21 protein-coding genes are annotated in these 22,535 nt (G+C 46.4%); 12 read left to right on the top strand and 9 right to left on the bottom strand.

The window, feature by feature from the left end; genetic code table 11:
- Nucleotides 1-34 precede the first annotated feature (34 nt).
- On the bottom strand, nucleotides 35-907 hold the full coding sequence (locus ACQEXP_RS11090; protein WP_426969879.1) for a LysR family transcriptional regulator: 873 nt from the start codon (nucleotides 905-907) through the stop codon (nucleotides 35-37).
- A 184-nt stretch (nucleotides 908-1,091) separates the two neighbouring features.
- Between ACQEXP_RS11090 and glaH the strand changes: the two genes are divergently transcribed.
- Together glaH and lhgO are read left to right on the top strand one after the other, a co-directional pair.
- Entirely contained in the window at nucleotides 1,092-2,051 is a 960-nt protein-coding gene (gene glaH, locus ACQEXP_RS11085) for a glutarate dioxygenase GlaH (RefSeq protein WP_426969878.1), read from the top strand.
- A gap of 111 nt (nucleotides 2,052-2,162) precedes the next feature.
- Nucleotides 2,163-3,413, top strand: a complete 1,251-nt coding sequence (gene lhgO / locus ACQEXP_RS11080; protein ID WP_426969876.1) for an L-2-hydroxyglutarate oxidase — start codon at nucleotides 2,163-2,165, stop codon at nucleotides 3,411-3,413.
- Between the two features lie 105 nt (nucleotides 3,414-3,518).
- Here the strand turns inward: lhgO and ACQEXP_RS11075 are convergent, their stop codons facing one another.
- The 5 genes from ACQEXP_RS11075 to ACQEXP_RS11055 all read right to left on the bottom strand — a co-directional run bounded on the left by ACQEXP_RS11075 (nucleotide 3,519) and on the right by ACQEXP_RS11055 (nucleotide 6,759).
- The gene (locus ACQEXP_RS11075; protein ID WP_426969874.1) at nucleotides 3,519-4,166 is read right to left on the bottom strand and encodes a TetR/AcrR family transcriptional regulator; all 648 of its coding nucleotides are present in this window, start codon (nucleotides 4,164-4,166) and stop codon (nucleotides 3,519-3,521) included.
- Nucleotides 4,167-4,238: 72 nt separating this feature from the next.
- Nucleotides 4,239-5,006 carry an ABC transporter permease subunit gene (locus ACQEXP_RS11070; protein ID WP_426969872.1) on the bottom strand — a complete coding sequence of 256 codons (768 nt, stop codon included), beginning with the start codon at nucleotides 5,004-5,006 and terminating at the stop codon, nucleotides 4,239-4,241.
- On the bottom strand, nucleotides 4,999-5,724 hold the full coding sequence (locus ACQEXP_RS11065) for an ABC transporter permease (protein WP_426969869.1): 726 nt from the start codon (nucleotides 5,722-5,724) through the stop codon (nucleotides 4,999-5,001). The genes ACQEXP_RS11070 and ACQEXP_RS11065 overlap by 8 nt, the downstream gene beginning before the upstream one ends.
- Before the next feature lie 22 nt (nucleotides 5,725-5,746).
- The gene (locus ACQEXP_RS11060; RefSeq protein ID WP_426969868.1) at nucleotides 5,747-6,520 is read right to left on the bottom strand and encodes a transporter substrate-binding domain-containing protein; all 774 of its coding nucleotides are present in this window, start codon (nucleotides 6,518-6,520) and stop codon (nucleotides 5,747-5,749) included.
- Nucleotides 6,521-6,558: 38 nt separating this feature from the next.
- Nucleotides 6,559-6,759, bottom strand: coding sequence for an ATP-binding cassette domain-containing protein (locus ACQEXP_RS11055; RefSeq protein ID WP_426969867.1), 201 nt, complete (start codon nucleotides 6,757-6,759; stop codon nucleotides 6,559-6,561).
- 108 nt (nucleotides 6,760-6,867) lie between these two features.
- On the opposite strand from ACQEXP_RS11055, the gene ACQEXP_RS11050 reads away from it, so the two are divergent.
- Nucleotides 6,868-7,740, top strand: a complete 873-nt coding sequence (locus ACQEXP_RS11050; protein ID WP_426969865.1) for a dimethylarginine dimethylaminohydrolase family protein — start codon at nucleotides 6,868-6,870, stop codon at nucleotides 7,738-7,740.
- A gap of 66 nt (nucleotides 7,741-7,806) precedes the next feature.
- On the opposite strand, the gene ACQEXP_RS11045 is transcribed toward ACQEXP_RS11050, so the two are convergent.
- The gene (locus tag ACQEXP_RS11045) at nucleotides 7,807-8,289 is read right to left on the bottom strand and encodes a tetratricopeptide repeat protein (protein WP_426969863.1); all 483 of its coding nucleotides are present in this window, start codon (nucleotides 8,287-8,289) and stop codon (nucleotides 7,807-7,809) included.
- Between the two features lie 155 nt (nucleotides 8,290-8,444).
- Complete coding sequence (gene katG, locus ACQEXP_RS11040) at nucleotides 8,445-10,646, bottom strand: catalase/peroxidase HPI (RefSeq protein ID WP_426969861.1); 2,202 nt, start codon at nucleotides 10,644-10,646, stop codon at nucleotides 8,445-8,447.
- Nucleotides 10,647-11,042: 396 nt separating this feature from the next.
- On the opposite strand from katG, the gene ACQEXP_RS11035 reads away from it, so the two are divergent.
- Entirely contained in the window at nucleotides 11,043-13,388 is a 2,346-nt protein-coding gene (locus ACQEXP_RS11035) for a S8 family serine peptidase (RefSeq protein WP_426969859.1), read from the top strand.
- A gap of 58 nt (nucleotides 13,389-13,446) precedes the next feature.
- Here the strand turns inward: ACQEXP_RS11035 and ACQEXP_RS11030 are convergent, their stop codons facing one another.
- On the bottom strand, nucleotides 13,447-14,766 hold the full coding sequence (locus tag ACQEXP_RS11030) for an MBL fold metallo-hydrolase RNA specificity domain-containing protein (RefSeq protein WP_426969857.1): 1,320 nt from the start codon (nucleotides 14,764-14,766) through the stop codon (nucleotides 13,447-13,449).
- Nucleotides 14,767-15,116: 350 nt separating this feature from the next.
- On the opposite strand from ACQEXP_RS11030, the gene ACQEXP_RS11025 reads away from it, so the two are divergent.
- The 8 genes from ACQEXP_RS11025 to ACQEXP_RS10990 all read left to right on the top strand — a co-directional run bounded on the left by ACQEXP_RS11025 (nucleotide 15,117) and on the right by ACQEXP_RS10990 (nucleotide 22,327).
- On the top strand, nucleotides 15,117-15,830 hold the full coding sequence (locus ACQEXP_RS11025; protein WP_426969992.1) for a M15 family metallopeptidase: 714 nt from the start codon (nucleotides 15,117-15,119) through the stop codon (nucleotides 15,828-15,830).
- Between the two features lie 138 nt (nucleotides 15,831-15,968).
- The gene (locus ACQEXP_RS11020) at nucleotides 15,969-16,571 is read left to right on the top strand and encodes a thermostable hemolysin (protein ID WP_269377563.1); all 603 of its coding nucleotides are present in this window, start codon (nucleotides 15,969-15,971) and stop codon (nucleotides 16,569-16,571) included.
- An 11-nt stretch (nucleotides 16,572-16,582) separates the two neighbouring features.
- Nucleotides 16,583-18,100: an AMP-binding protein gene (locus tag ACQEXP_RS11015; RefSeq protein WP_426969856.1), complete on the top strand. Its 1,518-nt coding sequence runs from the start codon at nucleotides 16,583-16,585 to the stop codon at nucleotides 18,098-18,100.
- A 10-nt stretch (nucleotides 18,101-18,110) separates the two neighbouring features.
- Entirely contained in the window at nucleotides 18,111-18,794 is a 684-nt protein-coding gene (locus ACQEXP_RS11010) for an iron-containing redox enzyme family protein (protein WP_331428375.1), read from the top strand.
- A 9-nt stretch (nucleotides 18,795-18,803) separates the two neighbouring features.
- Entirely contained in the window at nucleotides 18,804-19,610 is an 807-nt protein-coding gene (locus ACQEXP_RS11005; RefSeq protein WP_331428374.1) for an SDR family oxidoreductase, read from the top strand.
- Nucleotides 19,611-19,623: 13 nt separating this feature from the next.
- Complete coding sequence (locus ACQEXP_RS11000; RefSeq protein WP_331428373.1) at nucleotides 19,624-20,250, top strand: tetratricopeptide repeat protein; 627 nt, start codon at nucleotides 19,624-19,626, stop codon at nucleotides 20,248-20,250.
- A gap of 3 nt (nucleotides 20,251-20,253) precedes the next feature.
- On the top strand, nucleotides 20,254-20,910 hold the full coding sequence (locus ACQEXP_RS10995) for a response regulator (RefSeq protein ID WP_426969854.1): 657 nt from the start codon (nucleotides 20,254-20,256) through the stop codon (nucleotides 20,908-20,910).
- Entirely contained in the window at nucleotides 20,900-22,327 is a 1,428-nt protein-coding gene (locus ACQEXP_RS10990; RefSeq protein WP_426951063.1) for an ATP-binding protein, read from the top strand. The genes ACQEXP_RS10995 and ACQEXP_RS10990 overlap by 11 nt, the downstream gene beginning before the upstream one ends.
- Nucleotides 22,328-22,535 lie beyond the last annotated feature (208 nt).

Raw genomic sequence — 22,535 nt, 5'->3', positions numbered from 1 at the left:
ATCGCCATCAAACAATACAGACGATAAACCTGAATTAACTCAAGGTGTCAGTAAGGAAACGAACGAATGCTTTGGCGGCAGTTGAGAGGTAGTGACTCGATTTCCAGCCTATACCGAGTTGTAGTGGAATGGGAGGATCAAAAGGAATCGCTCTCAACTCATCGTCACCTTTCACTAATACAGGTAAGCAGGTCCCAATCCCAATATTGCGTCTAACCATAGACTTAAGCAGTTCTGGTAGGTTTGTTTCGAAATGGATGTTTGGCTTAATCTTGTTGTTTTGACAATAGCTGTTCACTGTCTCACGCAAAAAATAACCGTTTTTAAACATCACTAAGGGTTGCTGGCAGAACTCTTCGAGAGTGATGCTCTCTCTGGATGCAAAAGGATGCTTAGCTGGAACGCAGGCTACAATTTGATCTTGCGCCAGCAAGCTTTGGCGAATCTGGTCATGTTGCCGATCGCCTCGAATTAACGCGAGATCCAATTCTCCGTTAACCAGCATTTGACCGAGTGTTGCGGTTCCAGCTTCATGGATATTGATTTGAATACCTGGATACGCTTTCTTAAATTGCTCTAAAGCATCAGGCAGATAGTATGACGCTAACATGGCGGAAACACCAAAATTGATCACGCCGCTGGTGAGCCCTTTCAGTTCCTGCATTTCTCTTTGAGCTTGTTCAACATCTTCCAAAATGATGTTGGCATGGCGGAGCAATACTTGCCCCTCTGCTGTTAAGCTCATTTGTCGCTCGGTACGGTTGACGAGTTTTAACCCGAGTTGGTGTTCGAGTTTCTTTATACTGGTACTAAGAGCTGACTGGGCAATACCCAACTGATCTGCAGCTTTAGTGAAATTGCCGGTTTGAGCAAGCTGGCGGAAGTATTGCAGGCGTTTAAGATCCATCGTGATTACTCCGAAAAGCACCATCTATTTTGTATATAGAAACTATATCTACCATATATTGTTAATATGTTCCTGCTGTCGTTATAGTTTTGTTAACTCAAGCGTCGGGCCCATTCGCTTAGCAAAAACAACAATATGACGAGAAAAGCAGTGTTACTGCTCAGCCAAAAAAGGATGTGAAACAATGAATATCGCTAAGGTTTTCAACCAGAATGTCGAAGAGCGTTGCGGCTTTACAATTTCTCTGCACCCAGAGAGCCCACGCTTGCAAGTCGTTACTTTAGCAAAAGAAACACTCGATAAATTTACTGACCTGACCAAAGACTACAACTTACAGTCTATTGAATACAAACCGTTCTTACGTTTTGCAGTCGCTGATGCTCTTGATAAAGCGTGTGACTACCAGTTAGGTAAATTCTTAGTTGAAACGATGGAAGATCGTGAAACGGGGGCGTTCTTGCTTGAACCGTCTGAAGAAGCAAAATCGACCTTCACCGATAGTGAAGAACAGCGCGAGTTTTTCGTGATCCTGTCTACGGCGATCTCTCATCTGATTGGTATCCCTAATTTTGATGCTATGTACGGAAAATACTACGCGCGTTTCACTGTTAAGAACGAAGACAACAGTGATAGCTACTTACGTCAGGCACATCGCCGCATGGAACTGCACAATGATGGTACTTACGTTAATGAGCGTACAGACTTTGTGCTAATGATGAAGATGGATGAGAAGAACATGCAAATGGGCGATTCATTATTACTTCATGTAGATGATTGGCAGGATCTGGAGCGTTTTTATCACCATCCAATGGCAAAGCAAAATATCGTTTGGGGTGCGCCGCCAAGCAAAAATGTGGGCTACACCATTAATCACCCTGTCTTCTTTGAAGAGGACAAAAACGGCAAACCTCATATGCTGTTTATCGACCAGTTTGCTCAACCACAGAACATGCAGCAAGGTCTTTACTTGCATCAAATGAGTGAATCATTGGAGAGCGATACTAACTGCTTCAATGTTCGTGTTAACGTCGGCTCAATGCTGGTGGTTCAGAACCACTGTTGGTTGCACGGGCGCGATAAGTTTGTCGCACATGAAGGTTTAAAGCGTGAACTTCTGCGTCAACGTGGTCATTTTACACGTTAACCTTTAGCCCCTATTTAGGGGCGTATAGTCAAACGCCTTTGTCCAGTCATTCGGTGAATGGGGGAGGGCGTTTCGCTATAATTAAAATAGAGTGAGTGAAGGAGTACCAGCGTGGGTAAAGTTTACGACTACATCGTCGTCGGTGGCGGTATTGTTGGGGTGTCGACCGCATGGCAGTTACAACTGCGTTATCCAGATAAGTCGATTCTACTGATTGAAAAAGAACAGGGTTTTTCATGCCATCAAACAGGACATAACAGTGGTGTGATTCACGCTGGTGTTTATTATGCTCCTGGCAGTCTGAAAGCAGAGTTCTGTAAAGCAGGGGTAGAAGCGACAACCCAATTTTGTGCTGAGCACAATATCCCTGTCGAGAACTGTGGAAAGCTACTGGTAGCGACCAGTCCATTGGAAGTGGAACGAATGCAGGCACTTTATCAACGCTGTCTTGAAAATGGATTGGATGTAGAGCTGATCGATCAGAATGAACTGAAAACTCGTGAACCTAATATCGTTGGTCTTGGCGCGATTGCTGTTTCGACAACCAGTATTGTCAGCTATCGACGAGTGACCGAGAAAATGGCTCAAGTCTTTGTTGAAGCAGGAGGTGAAGTCGCCTTAGAGACGGAAGTTACAGGTTTGTATGAATCACCACAGTGTGTAGTCGTATCGGCGAAAAGAAAAGATCAGGTCATCTCATTTGATGGGAAGTTTCTAGTGGTTTGTTCGGGACTGATGGCTGACAGAATGACCAAATTGATGGGCATCGAGACAGATTTTCAGATTGTTCCATATCGTGGTGAATACTATCGTCTGCCGAAAAAGTATAACGATATTGTCAATCACCTAATTTACCCAATTCCTGATCCAGACCTACCGTTTCTAGGTGTTCACTTGACGCGAATGATTGACGGTTCAGTGACTGTTGGCCCTAATGCTGTTCAAGGCTGGAAGCGAGAAGGCTACGGCAAGATTAATTTTTGTCTCCGTGATGTGCTGGATATGCTGAGTTTTCCTGGTTTTTGGAAAGTATCGGCTAAGCATCTAAAAACGGGTTTGATCGAGACTAAGAACTCTTGGTGGAAGCCAGGCTATCTGAAACTGGTCAACAAATACTGTCCTCAGATTAAAGTGGAAGATCTTGAACCTTACCCTGCGGGCATTCGTGCTCAGGCTGTACTCAAGGACGGCACTCTGGTTCACGATTTCTTGTTCGCGGAAAGTCCACGTAGTTTTCATGTTTGCAATGCTCCGTCACCAGCCGCCACGTCGGCGATTCCTATCGGTGGTTATATCTGTGACAAAATCGAGCAAAAGCAACAGCTAAAGAGGGATACTTTGGAGGTTGCTCAAGTCGCCTAGCAAGGTAAACATGGAATCATTTTAGTCATCGACATACGAGATGGGACGCCCATTAATGATTTTATCGGTGAGTGAGTCATCACTCTCTGAGCCGATGGATTGTTATCACTTGTCCGTGGAGGTGGCTAAATCCACCTGAAGCATACCGCTGAAAGCACGGATAACCGTATCAACTAGCTCATTCTCATAAAACTCATCAGGGATAATCCCCCCTTCAATCCACAAACCATCCAGCACGGCGTTACAGGCAATGCTCAACTGACGGAGTTCGGCTTCTGTGGTTTCTCTGCCTTCTTGCTCAAAGACATCGGTGATTAACGACTTAATGTGGTTGCGCAGTAAGTGGTAGGTTTTTTTATGGCTTTCACGCATTGAGTCGCTGTGAAATAGCATTTGGAAAAATCCTGCCCAGATCGCAATCACTTGTGCGTCAATGACTGGAGGTGTCACTGATGCACGAACAAACATCGCCAAACGATATTTCGCGCATGAAAAATCACCTTGTGAAGCACCGTGAGCCGCTGTTGAGATAAGATCTGTCATGTGCTTTTCGTAAGCAGCAATGATTAACTCATCTTTGCTGCGGAAGTGGTAACGAATCAGGCCTTGAGTGACATTCGCCTCTTCGGCGATAGTGCGAACTGTCGCCGCCTTTACGCCATGGGCTGCAATGACTCGCAGTGTGGCTTCGACCAATTCATGTTTACGGTTATTGGACTGTTGTTGTCGCGATAATCTGCGTTTCTCGTTCATAGGAAATGACTATGTGATAGTTATATTTTGTTATAGCGATGTTGTTAATTGACCTAATATAACAAACTTTACCTAAGAATAATTAGGGTAACGCCGTTCGATGAGCCAAAAACCAAATGTTATTAACCCCGCAATCATCAAATAGATAAGAGCAAGTAGCAGCAATGGTTCGTAGATAATATAGGTTTCTTGTCTGACTCTAGAAAACACCGCAAAAATGTCGACGAACGATATTGTGGCGACCAGAGGCGTCGCCTTGAGTTGCAGAATGACTTCGCCATTTAGGGTTGGAAGTACCCTTTGAATGGCTCTGGGTAGCCAAATTCTACGTAGGACTAGCCAAGGCGACATCCCCATAGAATAGGCCGCTTCTAGTTCGCCTTTCGGCACCCCTTTAAGTGCTCCGCGCATCACCTCTCCTTCATAGCCAGCAAAGGACAAAGTCAGCGCGACAAAGGCATACGGCCACACTTCTATCAGATAAGGCCAGAGCCAGCTTTGTCTTAAACCCGGTATATAGGGGAACAGAGACCCCAATCCATAATAAAGTAGCCACAGTTGAAGTAGCAGGGGAGTACCTCGAATTATGGTACAAAACCCGCGAGCCAGCCCTGCTAAGGTTTTAGAAGGCGACAGTTGCGCGAGGCCAAGAAAAACGCCAAGTACAAAACCACAGATGACGGTGCTGATTAACAGCAGTAGGGTTTTCCACAAAGCCGTGATGATGTCATTGGAATACTTGCCTATCCATTGCCAGTCGAGATACACAACCGTCGCTAAGACGAAGATACCAGCAAGGAGCACGAGAATGACTCGGTGCGTGTGAGCACGGTTAAGCATAGCTGATTCCTTTGCTTACTCGTTGTTCTAGATACTTGAACAAGCGGTTTGAGACCAAAGAGACCAAGAGATACAAAACACCTGCTGCAACTAAAAATAGGAAGTAATCTTTGGTCGCCCCTGCCGCTTGCTTTGCGGCTAACGTTAGCTCGGTAAATCCTACAACGGCAAGCAGAGCCGTATCTTTGGTTGCGATAAGCCACAAATTGGACAGCCCAGGGATTGCGTTTGGCAGCATTTCAGGAATCGTGATCCGATAGAATATAACCCAAGGACGCATCCCAAAACTGTGTGCCGCTTCAATGTGCCCCGGAGGGACACTATTTAGCGCCCCGCGAATCACTTCGGTCGCGTATGCCCCTTGCACGATCGCAATCACAAGAACTCCCGCCCAAAAGCCGCTCATTTCAAATGGTGGATAACCAAACATTTGTAGCGCTTGATTGATAAGTTCAGGTAGCGCGAAGTAAACCAAAAGGATAAGAACCAACTCGGGTACAGAACGAATAACGGTGGTGTATATTTTCGCGATATCCTTGCAAACAAGATTGTTACCGCGTTTCGCTTTTGCACCTACAAAGCCGATTGCCAATCCACATAAGTAGCCTAGCCCTGCTATTTGAAGAGAGACGATAAGACCGTCTAGTAGATATCCCCCCCATCCGGGAGGGGATATTGAGAGTAGCTCTAAGGCACTCATATCTCGATAATTTGCCATCTAGCTCTCCGGTGGATAGTCCTTATTCACCATAAATATTGAAGTTAAAGTAATTCTGAGTGATTTTGTCGTAGGTTCCATTCTGACGAATTTCGACAATGGCTTGATCGAGTTTCGCTTTTAGCTCATCGCTGCCTTTACGCAGACCAAAGCCAATACCTTTGCCCAAAATGGCTTCATCGTTTTGTACTAGACCCGCAGACGAGCAGCACAGTTCACCTTCTCGGGAGGCAAGAAACTCGTCCAGCACAGTCGCATCCGCTAGCGTGGCATCTATACGTCCGGAGAACAGGTCTTGGTTGGCTTCGTCTTGTGTCTGATACTCTTTGATTTCTGCGTTTTTGAAGTGTTTCAATACATAGGACTGGTGGATTGAGCCAGATTGTACACCGATTTTCTTGCCGGCTAAGCTCTCTGCTGTTGGAGTGATATCACTGCCCGCAGCGACAGCAAGACTTGCTCCGCTTTGGTAATACTTATCCGAAAAATCAATGACTTTGCTACGCTCGTCAGTAATTGAAAGCGATGCCGCAATAATATCGACCTTACCGGCTACCAGAGAAGGGATAATGCCATCCCATGCCGTGGCGACAATTTCACACTCAAGATTGGCTTGCTTACAAATCTCATTGGCAATGTCGATTTCCCAACCCGAATACTGACCATTGGCATCAGGCACAGCAAATGGAGGGTAAGACTCAGTTCCGATCCCAACTTTGAGTGGAGCGGCTTGTGCTTGAGCCACTGCTAAGCTTAATGCGGTGCATGAGAGTGCGACGAGTTTTGCTAGTTTCATGTTATTTCCTTCCTTGAGTATGACTAACGTGAAAATGACTAATAAATATTGCTGATAAATTGTTTGAGGCAGCGCAAGGTGGTGGATTTTCCTGAACCACTCCCACCAATTAACGAGACGACTTCACCTTTATTGGCTTCTAAATCAATGCCTTTTAGCACTTCGACATGGTCAAAAGAGTTATGCAGCCCTTTGACTCGCAGTACAGGCTCGTTAGGTCGCAATCCATTTGCAGACATCCAAATCACCAAGAGTTGAGAGTTTAACTATACGGTTGTATAAATTTATATGTCTGTATAAACTGATGTCAAACTTTATTTAACAAAGTGATAACAAGGAAAGGCGAAATGGCAAATTACGGTTGTCAGCTAATGGCTGAAAATATGTCGCGCGTATTGATGCGTCGTCCGGGTAAAAGCTTGAGGGAAGCAGATCGTACTGTTTGGCACTACAACCATCTGTTTGATGCTGAGAAAGCGATTCAACAATACGATGAGTTTGCGGGCATGATTGAAAGCAGTGGGGCGGAGATTGTTTGGATTGAAGATGACGGTGATGGTTTGTCTGATGCAATGTTCACCCGTGACGCCTCGTTAATCACTAAAGCTGGTGCTGTGCCTTTAAAAATGGGCAAAAAACTGCGTGAACCAGAGCCTCAACTTCACCGTCAGGCTTTTGAAAAAGCAGGAATTCCTATTCTTGGTGAGCTTACTGGGGATGCCATGGTTGAAGGTGGTGATACCATCTGGCTCAATGAGAACACTTTACTGGTGGGGATTGGTTTTCGGTCTAATGCGCAAGGTGTTGAGCAGTTAAATCAGATCCTTAACCCTCATGGTATTGATGTTCTTGGTTTTGACATGCCGTACTGGGCAGGTGAAGAGGCGTGCTTACACTTGATGTCGGTGATTTCACCACTAACAGAAACCAAGTATTTGGTTCATCCACCTCTGATTCCAGCGCGTCTATGGACTTTGTTAAAGGAAACTGGAATTGAGATGGTCGTGGCACCCGCCGATGAGTTTAAGGCGTCGTTTGGCCTAAACTTGAATGTACTGCCGACCTCACCGGATCACTGCATCATGATTGATGGTTTCCCAAAAACCAAACAGGTAATGGAAGAGCATGGTGTTAAGGTCAGCGTATTTGAAGGCGATGCGCTATGTATGGCTTGTGAGGGTGGGCCAACTTGTTTAACCAACCCAATTCTCAGGGGCTAGTCATTTTCATTGCGAAGTGAAAGGCGCTAGCTGTCTGAGTTGGCGCCTTTATTTACAGAAGGTTGGCTACCAAGTGCGGTCTAAGTCTTCGGCGTATAAGGAAATGGCTCGTTGATACTGTTTAATCTCTTCACTATTCGTGGTGTTGACTAATAGCTCCAGTAGCAGTGAAGTGGCTTCTTTGTGGCGACCTAAGTTGTACAGGCACATGGCATAAAAGGGTTGTACTTCGAGTGACTTGGGATACTCATCAATGGTTTGCTCAAAGTAGCCAAGTGCTTGCTGGTACTGTCCAAGGCTACGGTAAGTGCTTGCCAAGCCAAATAAGGCATCAAAACGCTCGGTTGGTGAAATCGGCCCTGAAAGTGATGCAAGGTAATGGTCAATGGCTTGTTGCTCTTTGCCTTCATTGTCGAATGACCAAGCAATATGCAAGTGTGCTTTAGCTGCGTATTGGTTATCGCCCAGTAACGTGGTCAACAAATCTCGTGATGCTTGGTAGTTACCCTGTTTACGTAACTCAATTGCTTGTTGGATTACTGCTTCCATCTTTCCTTCGCTTTAATTAGTGATACGCCTTTGCCACAGCAGCTAGTATGACCAAAATGCGCGCACTAATCCAACGGGTAGTTTGAGATGAACTCACGACTAAACAAATAGGGGGCACTAGGCCCCCATTTTATTTGTGATATATCCCAACGAGATTAGATTAAATCGAATCGGTCCGCATTCATCACCTTAGCCCAGGCTGCAATAAAGTCTTTCACAAACTTCTCTTTAGCATCGTCACAGGCGTAGACTTCTGCCAGCGCGCGAAGCTGAGAGTTTGAACCAAAGACGAGATCGACGCGAGTCGCTGTCCATTTCTTCTCACCAGTCACTCGGTCAGTACCTAAGTAGGCACTATTGTGAGGACAGACTGGCTTCCACTCCGTTGCCATATCAACAAGATTGACGAAGAAGTCATTGCTCAAAACGCCAACTCGATCAGTGAATACGCCGTGTGGAGTCTTGTTGTGGTTAGCACCTAGAACACGCAATCCACCAATGAGTACCGTCATCTCTGGTGCAGTCAGTCCAAGTAACTGCGCTTTGTCGAGCAGCATTTCCTCTGCTGGAACTGAGAATAGCTTTTTAGAGAAGTTACGGAAACCGTCCGCTTCAGGCTCAAGTACCGCAAATGACTCTTGATCCGTTTGCTCTTCGCTGGCATCAACACGTCCTGAAGTGAACGGAACATCTACGCTAAATCCACCCTCTTTGGCCGCTTTCTCGATCGCGACGTTACCGCCCAAAACAATAAGGTCGGCCATTGATACACCGCGCTGAGCTGTGTTGAAGCTGGTCTGAATACGCTCTAAAGTAGCGAGTACTTTATCCAGTTGCTCAGGTTGGTTAACTTCCCAGTGACGTTGAGGTGACAAGCGAATACGAGCGCCGTTTGCTCCGCCTCGATAGTCTGAACCTCGGAAGGTCGATGCGCTTGACCAAGCTGTATAGACCAGTTCTGAAACATTCAGGCCTGACTCGAGAATTGCCTGTTTTAGCTCTGCCGTATCTGTATCGGAAAGGGCTGCGAAGCTTGCTTGTGGGAGAGGATCTTGCCAAATGAGATCTTCGGTCGGGGCTTCTTCTCCTAGATAGCGGGTTTTTGGTCCCATATCACGGTGAGTTAGCTTAAACCATGCTCGAGCAAACGCCTCGGCAAACTGGTCTGGATTTTGATGGAAACGTTTTGATATTGGGCCATAGATAGGATCCATACGCATCGCCATATCAGCGGTGGTCATGATGGTTTTCACTTTAGTTGAAGCATCATGCGCTTTCGGTGCCATGTGTTCTTCTGTCACCCCAATGGGTTCCCACTGCCACGCACCCGCAGGGCTCTTGACGAGATCCCAGTCATAGCCAAACAGCATGTCAAAGTAGCCGTTGTCCCAAGCGATTGGGTTCGGAGTCCATGCGCCTTCAATTCCGCTGGTGGTCGTATCGTCGCCCTTACCTGTGCCAAAGCTGTTTTTCCAGCCAAAGCCCATCTCTTCCAATGGCGCGGCTTCAGGCTCTGGTCCCATATGACCTTCGGAACCCGCACCGTGAGTTTTACCAAACGTGTGACCTCCTGCGACTAACGCGACGGTTTCTTCGTCATTCATGCCCATACGTGCAAACGTATCACGGATATCACGGCCAGAAGCGAGAATGCTTGGATTGCCGTTCGGTCCTTCTGGGTTAACGTAGATTAAGCCCATCTGCACGGCAGCAAGCGGCTTTTCTAAATCTCGCTCACCAGAGTAACGCTCATCGCCGAGCCACTCACTCTCCGCACCCCAGTAAATATCCTCTTCTGGTTCCCAAATATCTTCGCGACCACCAGCAAACCCAAAAGTAGTCAAACCCATAGACTCGATGGCGACGTTGCCTGCCAAGATAAATAGGTCAGCCCAAGATAAACTGCTGCCATATTTTCTCTTTACCGGCCAAAGTAGACGGCGTGCTTTGTCTAAGTTGCCATTGTCTGGCCAGCTGTTCAGCGGTGCAAAGCGTTGGTTACCATTGTTTGCCCCACCGCGTCCATCAGAGGTTCGGTATGTACCGGCGGCATGCCACGCCATTCGAATCATGAATGGACCATAGTGACCGTAGTCTGCAGGCCACCACTCTTGAGAGTCGGTCATCAGAGCTTCGAGATCCGCTTTGACCGCTTTAAGGTTTAGGGCTTTAAAGGCTTCTGCGTAGTTGAAGTTCTCATCTAGCGGGTTCGACTTCTTATCATTCTGATGCAGTATTTTGAGATTTAATTGATTGGGCCACCAGTCAACATTCTTAGTCGCTTTACCGCCGACAGTTGTGTTGCTGCCATGCATCACAGGGCATCGACCTGCATTTTCCGTATTGTCACCGTGCATATCTTTTCTCCGAACTGTTTGTTGTCTAGATACTTATTGAGCCACCTGCCGCGACTAGGGTTTGACCTTAATCCTAGGGAGGTTATTCGTTTGAGTAAGCATGGCATGGGAGTGGATCAATTGCAGATTCTTTACTCCTATTTGTTTGATAGGAAAAAACGATAGAAAATTCTCTGATTTAGCGCTGTGTGAAGGTGGAAGTTAACTTTGGTTTGTATTTCATTGACTAAAGCCACGAGTAGAGCGAGTGAGTAAAAAAGGTTTGTCGGCTAACTGATTGATGTTGAGTAATCGGGAGGCTCTGAGGAGGATTTCATTACAAAGCGTTATTTTACAGCTGTCCATTTATTGACCAAACTATTAGTAGCGTCCTGAAGTCCGTCATGGAGAAGTGCTATGCGCCTAGTGAAATCCTTTATTCCAGCTTTATTCCTGTGGGCAACCTTCTCAGTTGTCACATTTAGTGTCTTAGCGAACACCGTGCAAAGCAATCAGGAACGCGTCAGGCCGGGTACGGTTATATACCAAATCGATGCCAACGCTTCACCAAGCGATTTAAAAGGACTTAACAGCCTACTCAAGAGCCAAGGATTGGTTTCTGAACGTATCCTTGAAGGCAGTCAAATCGTCATCGCCACTTTTGATCACCATGGTCGAGAAAAGGCGATTGCCAAAATTCTTAGTAGTAGTGGGTATGTTGCTTTTGCAGAAGCGGATTACGCAATGGAACCGACTTTACAGCCCAATGATCCCATGTTTGGTAATCAGTGGCACCACAATAATGTAAATAGCCGACAGGCTTGGGACATTACTACTGGCAGCTCATCGGTACTGGTCGCAGTGTGTGATACAGGTTTTGACGTCAATCATCCAGATCTTGGTCCAAACCTACGACTCGATCTCGCCTACAACGCTCAAGATGGATCTAACTATATTTACGATGCCAATGGTCACGGTACAGGGACGGCAGGAACCTTAGGTGCAGTAGGTAATAATTCAACTGGCGTTGCGGGTGCGAATTGGAATGTCGATATTATTCCTGTTCGAATCGCTATCAGTGACAACAACAGCTCTGCCTATATCTCTACGATGGCGGTCTGTATTGAATACGCCGCGGATAGAGGGGCACGTGTGGTCAATTTAAGTTACGGAGGCATCCAATACGAGACCATTAATGCGGCTGCTCAATATTTGCGAAATCGTAATGGTCTGTTGTTTATGTCGGCGGGTAATAGTGGATTACAGCATGCGACTTATCCAGACTTCACCAGTTTTGTTGGTGTTGGGGCAACAGATCGCAACAATGATCGAGCCAGTTTCTCTAGCTGGGGGGACTATGTTGACATCACCGCCCCCGGTGTCGAAATCCTCACCACATACCCTGACAACCGCTACGTATACTACAGCGGTACATCATTCTCTTCTCCATTGACGGCTGGGATTGCCGCGTTAATGGTAGCGGCAAATCCAAATATTACCCCAGATGATATAGAAAATGGCTTGTTTAGTACGGCTGTTGATATTGGCGTTGTTGGTGACGATAACGTATTTGGACATGGCCTCGTTGATGCAGCAGGTGCTGTAGCTTATGCATTGAATGCGGGAGGTATGAACCCTCCAACCGCAGAGATAGTCGTGAGCGCGAATTCTGTTGCCTTTGGTACCTCTGTGGACTTTGATGGCAGCAACTCATCTGACAGCGAAGGTGGGAATATCGTCAGTTATGATTGGAATCTTGGTGATGGTACTACCTCTGATCAGGTCGCTATTAATGATTACGTCTATGCTCAAGCTGGCAGTTATGAGGTGACCTTAACGGTTACCGATAACGATGGTCTATCGGATTCGACGTCGACAACCGTTCAAGTGACGACCGATTTGCCCAATGCGGTTATTGCCATCGACAACCCCGCGGTCAGTTATGGTATTGGGGAGGTCGTTTACTTTAATGGGCTAGGCTCGAGTGATCCGGATGGCTCCATCGCCGTCTATGAATGGAGCTTTGGTGACGGGCAAAACAGCGTTGGAGTGAATGCCTCTCATGCGTACGCGTCGGCAGGTGATTTTATGGTGACACTGACGGTGACGGATAATGCTGGCGCGATGAACAGCAGCAGTGTCAATGTGTTGGTCATTGACCAAGATGCTCTCAATGCTGCTACGGATCTGGCGGCTTCGGTTGATGGCTTAAATGTGAGTTTGAGTTGGCAAGACAACAGCGCCAATGAGACAGAATACGTCGTGGAACGAGGAACCAAATATCGCGGTAAAGTGAGTTTTATCGAGATCGCGACGTTGCCAGCAGATACGACGTCCTATGTCGATACTGTGCCGAATACCGGAGAATATCGCTATCGAGTTACGGCAAAAAATAGTGTTAACCAAGCAACATCAGATACCCTTATTGTTAGTGTCACCAGCGATTCTGGCGGTACGGGACCTGGCCCTCAACCCGGTAGTTTAGCGGCGCCAAGCAATCTGATTTTGACTCAAAATGGCAACACTATTTCCTTAACTTGGTCGGACAACTCTGATAATGAAGGCGGCTTCTATATCGAGCGAGGGTTGAAACGTAAAGGTCAATTCTCTTTCGTTCGAATTGGAACGGTAGGCATTAACGCGACCAGTTTTGATGATGATATTAGCGCTTTACCGACAGGAAGTTATGGTTATCGCGTGCAAGCGTTTGATGGTTCCGAAACGTCTGGATTCAGTAATATTGTCGAAATACGTAAAAAATAGCTTTTACGTCAAGCTGTCAGCTCAACACAATAAGGCTGCGTTGTTCGCAGCCTTATTTTTATTCGATAACTTGATAATCTCGGCGGCGAAGGAGCTCTGCAAATTGGGATTGGGTATTTGGCTCACCATGAATCAAATGAATCGCTTGCGGCTTAGTCGGGATTCCTTCGATAAAACGCAGCAGATCCGATTGGTCTGCATGGGCTGAGTAGCCTGACATCGTATGAACCTGTGCCAATACCTCCACCTGCTCATCGTCAATCTCAATGTCGACGCAGCCAGATTGAATGGCACGACCAAGTGTTCCTTCCGCTTGATAGCCAGCAAGCAAAATATCGGTGCGTTGATCTGGCAGCAAGGCTTTAAGGTAGTCCACTATGCGACCTCCCTGACACATTCCTGAAGAGGCAACGACTATCGCAGGTTCTCCTGTCGATTTAAGCCGGTTAACCAGTCGTAGGTGGGTGCGAAAATCTTCAACTGTGATGCATTGCTCGAACGCGAGTGGATGGCGTCGGTTTTGCAGTCTTTGCTTGGCTTCATTTCCCCACAATTGCTTGAAACGGCGATAGGAACGGGTGACTTTCTGTGCCATGGGAGAATCAAGGATTATAGGGATTTTGGTATCTATCTGATGCTCAAATACCAGTTGCTCGATATCAAAGAGCAGTTCTTGGGTTCTGCCGACACTAAACGCCGGTATCAGTATGGTTCCGCCGTCTTCAAGAGAACGATCGATGATGGCTTTCAGCCGCAAGGAGCGCGTGGCGATATCTTCGTGTTGTGTATCGCCGTACGTCGTTTCAATAAACAGATAATCCGCTTGCTGAGGTGAGACAGGATCGGGCAGCAATGGTGTGTTCGTTGGGCCTAAATCACCAGAAAAAACGACGATCTCTTGGTTGGGTAAGCACAACTCAACATAACAAGAGCCTAGAATGTGCCCAGCTTGTTGCAGACGTATCTGGATTGAGTCAGATTGTTTGCTATCGAGAGAGAACCAATGATCATAGGGATAAGGACAGAGCTGGCGCTTGACTCGTTCTAACACCCGCTGTGCTTTTTTTGCGGTGAGCCCCAGTTGTAACTTAAGGTTATCTTCGAGCATCAGAGGGACCAGTTCCGCAGTGGCTTCCGTACAAAATATTGGCTGTTTAAATCCAGCCGCGAGCAACCATGGTATTCGCCCAATATGGTCGATATGACTATGAGTTAGAATCAGCCCATTGAGTTGTTTGATTGGGAAATCAATGTCAAGCGAGCGAGCATCTTGTCCTTGAAATAAACCACAGTCGATCAACAGAGCCTGATTGTCATGCCTCAGTTCATGACATGAACCTGTGACCGTATGTTTCCCACCGTGATGTATGATTTCCATCTTTCTCTCCGAGTTATTCTCAGTTGACTTTGCCTTCAAGTCACCAGCAATACAAAGTGAGTGGTCCGAATTGCGAATTTGCAGTGTTTTCTAAGTAATTATGAATTAACTCAGCCAGTTATTTGTGATCGAATGTCTCGTTTCTCACTGATTTGATCCGCTTGAAGCCGTAAGACTAAAGATGCAAACTAGCGAAAAGTTAGCTGAGTTAGAGGTGGATTTGAGCCTACCTCTGAATCTCTAAAAGAAGGAAATTCTACGTGAAAAATTGGTTACTGCCTGTGCTATTCCTTTCGATAAGTGCCACCAGTTATGCTCAGGTAGCGCCTGTCTCTGAGTGGCAATGCGGGATGATGAAAAAGCAGGGCGTATTGACTTCTGGAGCTCCGGTAGGATGTGAACGTCTGGCTAAGGTTGACTTTGATTTTATTGATTTCTCTGGGCAAACCCAGCGAGGAAGCGTGATCGTTCTTGATATTGTCGCTCCTTCCGTGGAACGTCTTTTTGCGGATTTGTATCAACGCCGTTTCCCACTCCATTCTGCGAGATTGATGCGAGAGTTTAAAGGGGATGACAACGCATCGATGGCAGCGAATAATAGCAGTGCGTTTAATGCTCGGCCGATCACGAGCGGTTCTAGCTGGTCGAAACATGCTTATGGCGTCGCGATAGACGTTAACCCCGTGCAAAACCCATTCGTAGAATTTGCCGATAATGGCCAGATTTTTGTCAAACCTGCACAATCGGCAACACGTTATGTCAACCGGACTCGCTATAGGGCTCGAGAAGAGATCGAACGTCAGGGCATGGCGGAAGATGTCGTAGAGCTGTTCGCTCATCATGGTTTTTTAATCTGGGGAGGAGACTGGAACACCCCAATTGACACCCAGCACTTTGAAGTGGGATCGCGCCGTTTTATCAACCAACTGGTGCAAATGCCTAAAGCGCAAGCTGAGGCCGCATTTCTTCGTTACATCGACAACTACCGAACGTGCTATACCCAGCAGCAGGGTGGTGAAAAGGCGCGAGCATACTGCGCATATCTAACGGTTCATGGTAGTTAGTCATCACTTTTTTTGAACAATAGAGAGTAATACTTTCAGTGGGTTAGAAGGGTTTTTATAGAATATTTCTAACATTAAGGGTTTCTTAAGTTTCGCATTTTATCATTACTGGTAATGAACCAAGGTAAGGTGACGCTCATGAAACCTCAAACTCAAGCAACTCATTTTCAGCTCGACATCGTTTATCCATCACATGCATTGTGGAAGCCAGTGGTTAACCACGTTTCTTTGCGCTACCAGCAAGCCTTTCGTGCCGAGCTTAAACTCTTCATGCCAGCGTATTTAACCTTGCTCGATAACGACGAGATCGCGTCTGTCTGTGGATTCCGAATTGCGGCTGATGAGCCTCTGTTTCTTGAGCAATATTTGGATGCACCGGCAGAGGTATTGATATCAAACTTGTTCCAACAACCTGTTGAACGTTCCAACCTTGTAGAGTTTGGTCATCTTGCGTCCTTCGCTAAAGGCATGTCTCCCCTCCATTTCTTCTTGATTGCAGAGTGCTTAGTCGAAAACGGCTTTGAATGGTGCATTTTTACCGCGACAGATCCTCTATTCGCATTGATGTCACGACTAGGATTAGAGCCTCGTTTAATTGCTGACGCCGATGCAGAAAAAATTCTTGATGCACCGAAAGTTTGGGGCACCTATTACGAGCATCAACCTAAGGTTTTTGCTGGCAACCTGATTAAAGGGTTGCAGCGTTTACGTTTGGTACACAACCGTCGTAAGCAGGCATAGGGAGGACAATTATGAACGCGATTCTAGAGGCCATCGAAAAATGGGCAGGCGAAACGCCTGACAATATCGCTTTTGTTGGTAGTGATCATACGGGAGATCCCTTAACCATTACTTACCAAGAGTTGCTGGACTGCATTCATTATACGGCACATCAATTACAAGCGATGGGTGCGAAGGCTATCGCCCTAAGAGCAGATAACAGCTTAAGTTGGGTGATGGTTGATTTAGCGGCTATGTCAGTCAATGTGGTCGTTGTTCCTATTCCTACTTTTTTCTCGCCGCAACAAGTTGAGCATGTCTTAAAACGTTCGGCTGTGGATCTACTGATCGGAGACTGGTCTGTTTATCAAGGCGATTATGTTGGAGAGCGAATTGAAAGCATCGCAGGGCTTGCTGTCTATCAGCATCATACAAGAGAACACAAAGAGTATTTAGCTGGCACTCAGAAAATTACGTTTACTTCGGGTTCTACAGGTGATCCTAAAGGCGTTTGTTTAAGTGAGGAGAACATATGCCAAGTAGCGCAGTCGCTAGCTCATAGTGTTTGTGGCGAGGCGAGCCGACACCTCACCGTACTGCCTTTGTCGACTTTGCTTGAGAATATTACGGGGGTTTACGTCCCATTACTCTTGGGTGTGACTTCCTATGTGCTCGGTGGTGAACAAACCGGATTGAAAGGATCAAACAAGTTTGATGCGCAGCGTTTTGCTCACGCTCTGGCCCAATACCGACCAGAGAGTCTTGTTCTAACTCCCGCTCTGCTACTTGCACTGATTTCGGTGGTTCGACAATCCCCAGATTTAACACAAATGCTAAAGTTTGTTGCCGTTGGTGGCGCTCGCGTTTCGACGGTGCTTATTGAGGCCGCGCGACAAGTTGGCATCGCTGCGTATGAAGGATATGGGTTGTCTGAGTGCAGCTCTGTCGTCTGTCTAAACACGCCCAAGGCAAATAAGGCGGGCACTAGTGGACGAGTCCTGCCTCATCTAAAGGTACGTATCGCTGAAGATGGTGAGTTGGAAGTCAAAGGTAATAATGCGCTCGGGTACCTAGGTGAACCATTTACTGATGAATGGCTAGCGACGGGTGACTTGGCGGAAATCGATGAACAGGGATTTGTCACCCTTTTAGGCAGAAAAAAGAACCTTATCGTCACCGCATACGGCCGCAATGTATCACCAGAGTGGATAGAGTCTGAGGCCTTCGCCTTCTTACCCAACTTGCCCTTTTTTGTCGTTGGTAACGACCAAAGTGCTTTGTGCGCAGTCACTGAGCAAGCCCCATCTTTACTGCAAAGAGTGATTGAGTTGAATCACCGTCTGCCCGATTACGCTCAAATTGGCAGTTTATTGGTAGTGGAAGAAATTAACCAAGTACCGCAATGGTTTACTGCAAATGGAAAAATTAGGCGCTCCCAGCTTGAACAAGATGCAATCGCTCTATTGTCGAATGAGCGCAGTAACGTATCGCTTGATGGCAAGAAAGTCAGCCGAATAGAGATTGTTTCAGATCAGCCCTTAGCCTCGTGAGGATAACACTATGACCCCGTTTTTTAGTCAACTACAACAATGCACAGCCTCCGCTCAGCAGAGGATGTTAACTGCGCCTGTTATTGCTGAAGTGCAATGCGGAAACATCAGTAAAGAAATGTACATTGCCTTTCTTACTCAGGCCTATCATCACGTTAAACATACCGTACCATTGCTGATGGCATGTGGTGGTCGTTTATCTTCAGAATATGAATGGGTTAGGGAAGCGCTTGCCGAATACATTGATGAAGAAAAAGGCCACCAAGAGTGGATTCTAAACGACATCAAAGCATGTGGAGGGGATGCGGACAAGGTTCGCCAAAACCAAGACGAAGGGCACGTAGGGCAAGCAATCGAACTGATGGTGGCCTACCTGTATCACCAGATTGATCGTCATAACCCTCTGGCGCTATTTGGTATGGTTTGGGTGTTAGAAGGCACGAGTGTTGGTATTGGCGGCAAAATGGCTGAGATGATCCAAAAACGACTCAACCTTCCTCCAGAAGCCATGACTTATCTGGTTTCTCACAGCGTGCTTGACCAGTCTCACTTACAGTTTTTTGAACAACTGATGAACAAAGTAACCAACCCTAAAGATCAACAGGTGATTATCGAATCTGCCAACATGGTGTTTGATCTCTATGGTCAAATGCTGCGTGCACTGCCTGTTCAAAACCGTCAACAAGCCGCGTGAGATAGAAAAATGAAGATCAAAGATAGTCATATTCTGTTGACTGGTGCGACTGGCGGTATAGGTCGAGCCATTGCTGAGCAGCTCGCAAAGTCAGGTGCGAAGCTAACGCTGGTGGGGAGAAGTCACGAAGCGTTGCAATCTTTACAGGCGGGGTTAATGAACAGCGAACAACACCATGTTTTGGTTGCAGATGTGACCTCGTCACTGGGAGTGGCTGACATCAATGAATACGCCAAACGCGCGATTGGAGAGCGCCGTAGAATCAATGCCGTGATTAACAATGCGGGCTGTAATGATTTTGCGTTATTGAGCGGTAAATCTCCACAGCAAATCGAGCAAGAAATTAATCTCAACTTAGTCGCGCCAATCATGATTTGCCAAACCTTGATTGGATCTATCTCTCAGCCGGGTGTGATGCTCAATATAGGCTCTACATTTGGTTCGATTGGTTATCCTGGGTACACGACCTACTGCGCGGCTAAGGCGGGGCTACATCGGTTCAGCGAATCTTTAGATCGCGAGCTGAACGGCAGCGGTATTCGAGTGCTGTATTTGGCACCGCGAGCCACTGATACCGCGTTGAATAGTAGTGCTGTGAATCAGATGAATCAAAAGCTCGGCAATGCCGTCGATTCTCCTCAACGCGTTGCTAAGCACGTACAGAGCATGATCGAAAAAGAGACCAGTGCCAAATGGATCGGCTGGCCCGAAAAGCTATTTGTTCGCATAAATCAAATTTTACCAGGTGTGGTTTCATCAGCGATTAATAAGCAGAAAGAAACCATTAATCAGTACGTTAACCGCGTTAGTCATTAGTGAGGGAAGTAACATGAACATCAAACTAATAGGAATTATGTCGATAGGGCTTTGGGCTTCACTGGCTAATGCGAATGAGGCACAAATACAGACAGTGCAAAAAGAGTGGGCTCTATGCCAGTACAACACGCCAGAAGATAAGGACAAACAGCAATGCCTTGAAGCATTGATCAGCAAAAATAACCAGTATTTACGCTCGAATCCGAACGATCCGGAATTAAAAGTTTGGTTAGCGATCAATAAAGCGTCATTGGCGGGAGCAAAAGGTGGTTTAGGAGCGCTATCATTAGCGGAAGAGGCGAAAGAGTTGCTAGAGCAGGTTATTGATACATCACCGGCAACGTTAAATGGTTCCGCCTATACCAGTTTGGGATCTTTATACTATAAAGTACCTGGTTGGCCGATTGGTTTCGGAGATGACGAAAAAGCGGAAGAAATGTTAAAAAAAGCGTTAGAGATCAATCCTAAAGGTATCGATCCCAACTATTTTTATGGTGACTTTCTTGCGCAAGATGGACGTAAAGCAGAAGCAAAAGCTTACCTCATGAAAGCGCTACAAGCAGAACCAAGGGCTAACCGCCAGTTGGCGGATGAAGGGCGTAAAAAAGAGATCGAAATAACAATGGCGAGACTGAGATAACGAATGCGTTTATTACTGGTAGAAGATGATGTGCTGTTGGGGCAATCGATGGTGACATCGTTAAGTCGCAATGGCTACACGGTAGACTGGCTAGATAAGGGCGCAGGGGTTACTACTGCACTAAAAACAGAGGCGTTTACCGCGGTGATTTTAGATCTGACTCTGCCAGATATAGATGGATTACAGGTATTGCGAGCCATTCGTCGTGAAGGTTACCAACTACCCGTCATGATATTAACTGCGCGAGATGATATACGCGATCGTGTTCAAGGCTTGGATGGTGGTGCGGATGATTATCTCGGCAAGCCCTTTGCGCTTGAAGAGTTGCTCGCAAGGTTGCGTGTACTGATTCGTCGCCAATCGAGCTGCGCGGACGAAAAAATTGTTGTTGGTCAGTTGAGTCTTTCGTTGTCGGAACATTGCATTCGTTTTGCGGACTCACCACTGAAACTGACCCGTAACGAGTTTAAGATCTTAGCGGGTTTAATGACCAATGCGGGTCGTGTTCAGAGTAAAGATCAGTTGCAACAATCCCTGCATGGCTGGGATGAGGGAGCCAGTGACAATGCGATAGAAGTTCATATCCACAACTTACGCAAAAAGGTGCCTGATATTGCGATTAAAAACATCCGTGGAGTAGGGTACATTCTTGAAAAATAACCTTTTCAAACGACAAGCGCCTTATTCAATTAAGCGCCAACTGACACTGTCCGTGACAATCTTGGTGAGCGTGTTACTGATGGTATCGCTCTATTTTAGCTTTCAGTCAGCCAAGCATGAGGTCGAAGAGGTATATGATGCGCGTCTAGGTCAGTCTGCGAAACTGCTTCTTCTCGCGATATCTTTATCCAAGAACCAAAACGAACTCATCAATCATCGAGATCAGTTCGATAGCTGGATGGACAACATTAGCAAACTGGCTAAAGACGATGACGAAGGCACTGAGTATGGTCACCCGTACGAACAAAACCTGGTCTTTCAGCTTTTTAGCCGCACAGAATTGGTGTGGAGTTCGATAGAAGAGTTGCCAGCGCTATCGACTTCACCGCAAAGCAATGGATTTTCTGATGTAGAGATCGCTGGTGAGTCATGGCGAACATTTCAACTAGCCTTTGTTGATGAACAAGGAACCAATGAATATGTTGTGGTGGCAGAGAAGCACGAGATCCGACAAGAAATTATCAACGAAATTGCGTTGTCCACTTCGATTGAGCAGCTATTTTTATTGCCAACCCTGCTGGCAGTACTTCTGTGGCTGATCGCCAAATATCTTCGACCCATCGATCAATTGCGCACTGCCATCGCGCAAAGAAATGCTCACCATCTCGATCGAATCCATGTAAAAGATCACACCGTGGAGCTTGCACCATTAGTCGATGCACTCAACACGCTATTGGAAGAACTTGATCTAGCATGGGAGCGTGAAAAACGCTTTACGCGTGCTGCGGCTCATGAGCTGAAAACGCCGCTTACCATATTAAGACTCAATGTGGAGAACGCACTTTCCACGGATGAGCCAGAGCAAAAGCAACAAGCTTTGCACAACATATTGCTTGGCATAGAGCGCACAGACCGCTTAATCCAACAGTTGCTAACTTTAGCTAAAGTTGACAGTGCTTCGGAGCGAGCAATTGATACAGTTGATCTCAATGCTTTGTTGCAACGTGTGATTGGTGACTTGGCACCTTTGGCACTTAAACAGCAACAAGACATATGTTTAGAAGGCAGTGCCAGTCAGTTTCTTGGTGATACAGCCTTAGTCGAAGTATTGTTCAGAAACCTGATCGACAATGCCATCCGCTACTCAGGACAAGGCAGTGAAATTCGTGTGGTGATGAGTGAGCAAAATGGCGTGATAGAAGTAAAAGTGTCAGACAATGGGGAAAGCATTTCTTCTTTAGTCCGTGAGCGATTGTTTGAAGCTTTCTATCGAGGTCAGTCAGATCGAGGCGATGGTGCGGGGCTTGGAATGGCGATCTGCAAAGACATCGCGACGCTACACAACGCCTCTATTGAGCTGTTACCAAGAAAAGACGATTGGAATGTATTTATCGTTCGCTTTAGTGCGAATCGATAACCTTGTCGTGTGATTCTAGTCTAAGAAAGAAGCGGATTATCACGACATATGTGATGTTTATTCAATTGATTTTATATCCGAACTATAGATATAAAAGCACAAGCTAGGTAACCTTTGAACCACGCATAAAAGATTCAATAGGGCATGCTGTGGGGTATAAGACCGTTGAACTTATCCATTTGATGGCGCACGAATTTCAGCAAGTTGA

Source organism: Vibrio sp. TRT 1302 (genome assembly GCF_050113875.1).
Taxonomy (GTDB): Bacteria; Pseudomonadota; Gammaproteobacteria; order Enterobacterales; family Vibrionaceae; genus Vibrio.
The sequence above is the reverse complement of the archived record's forward strand: the minus strand, read 5'-3'. Positions and strand labels throughout refer to the sequence as shown.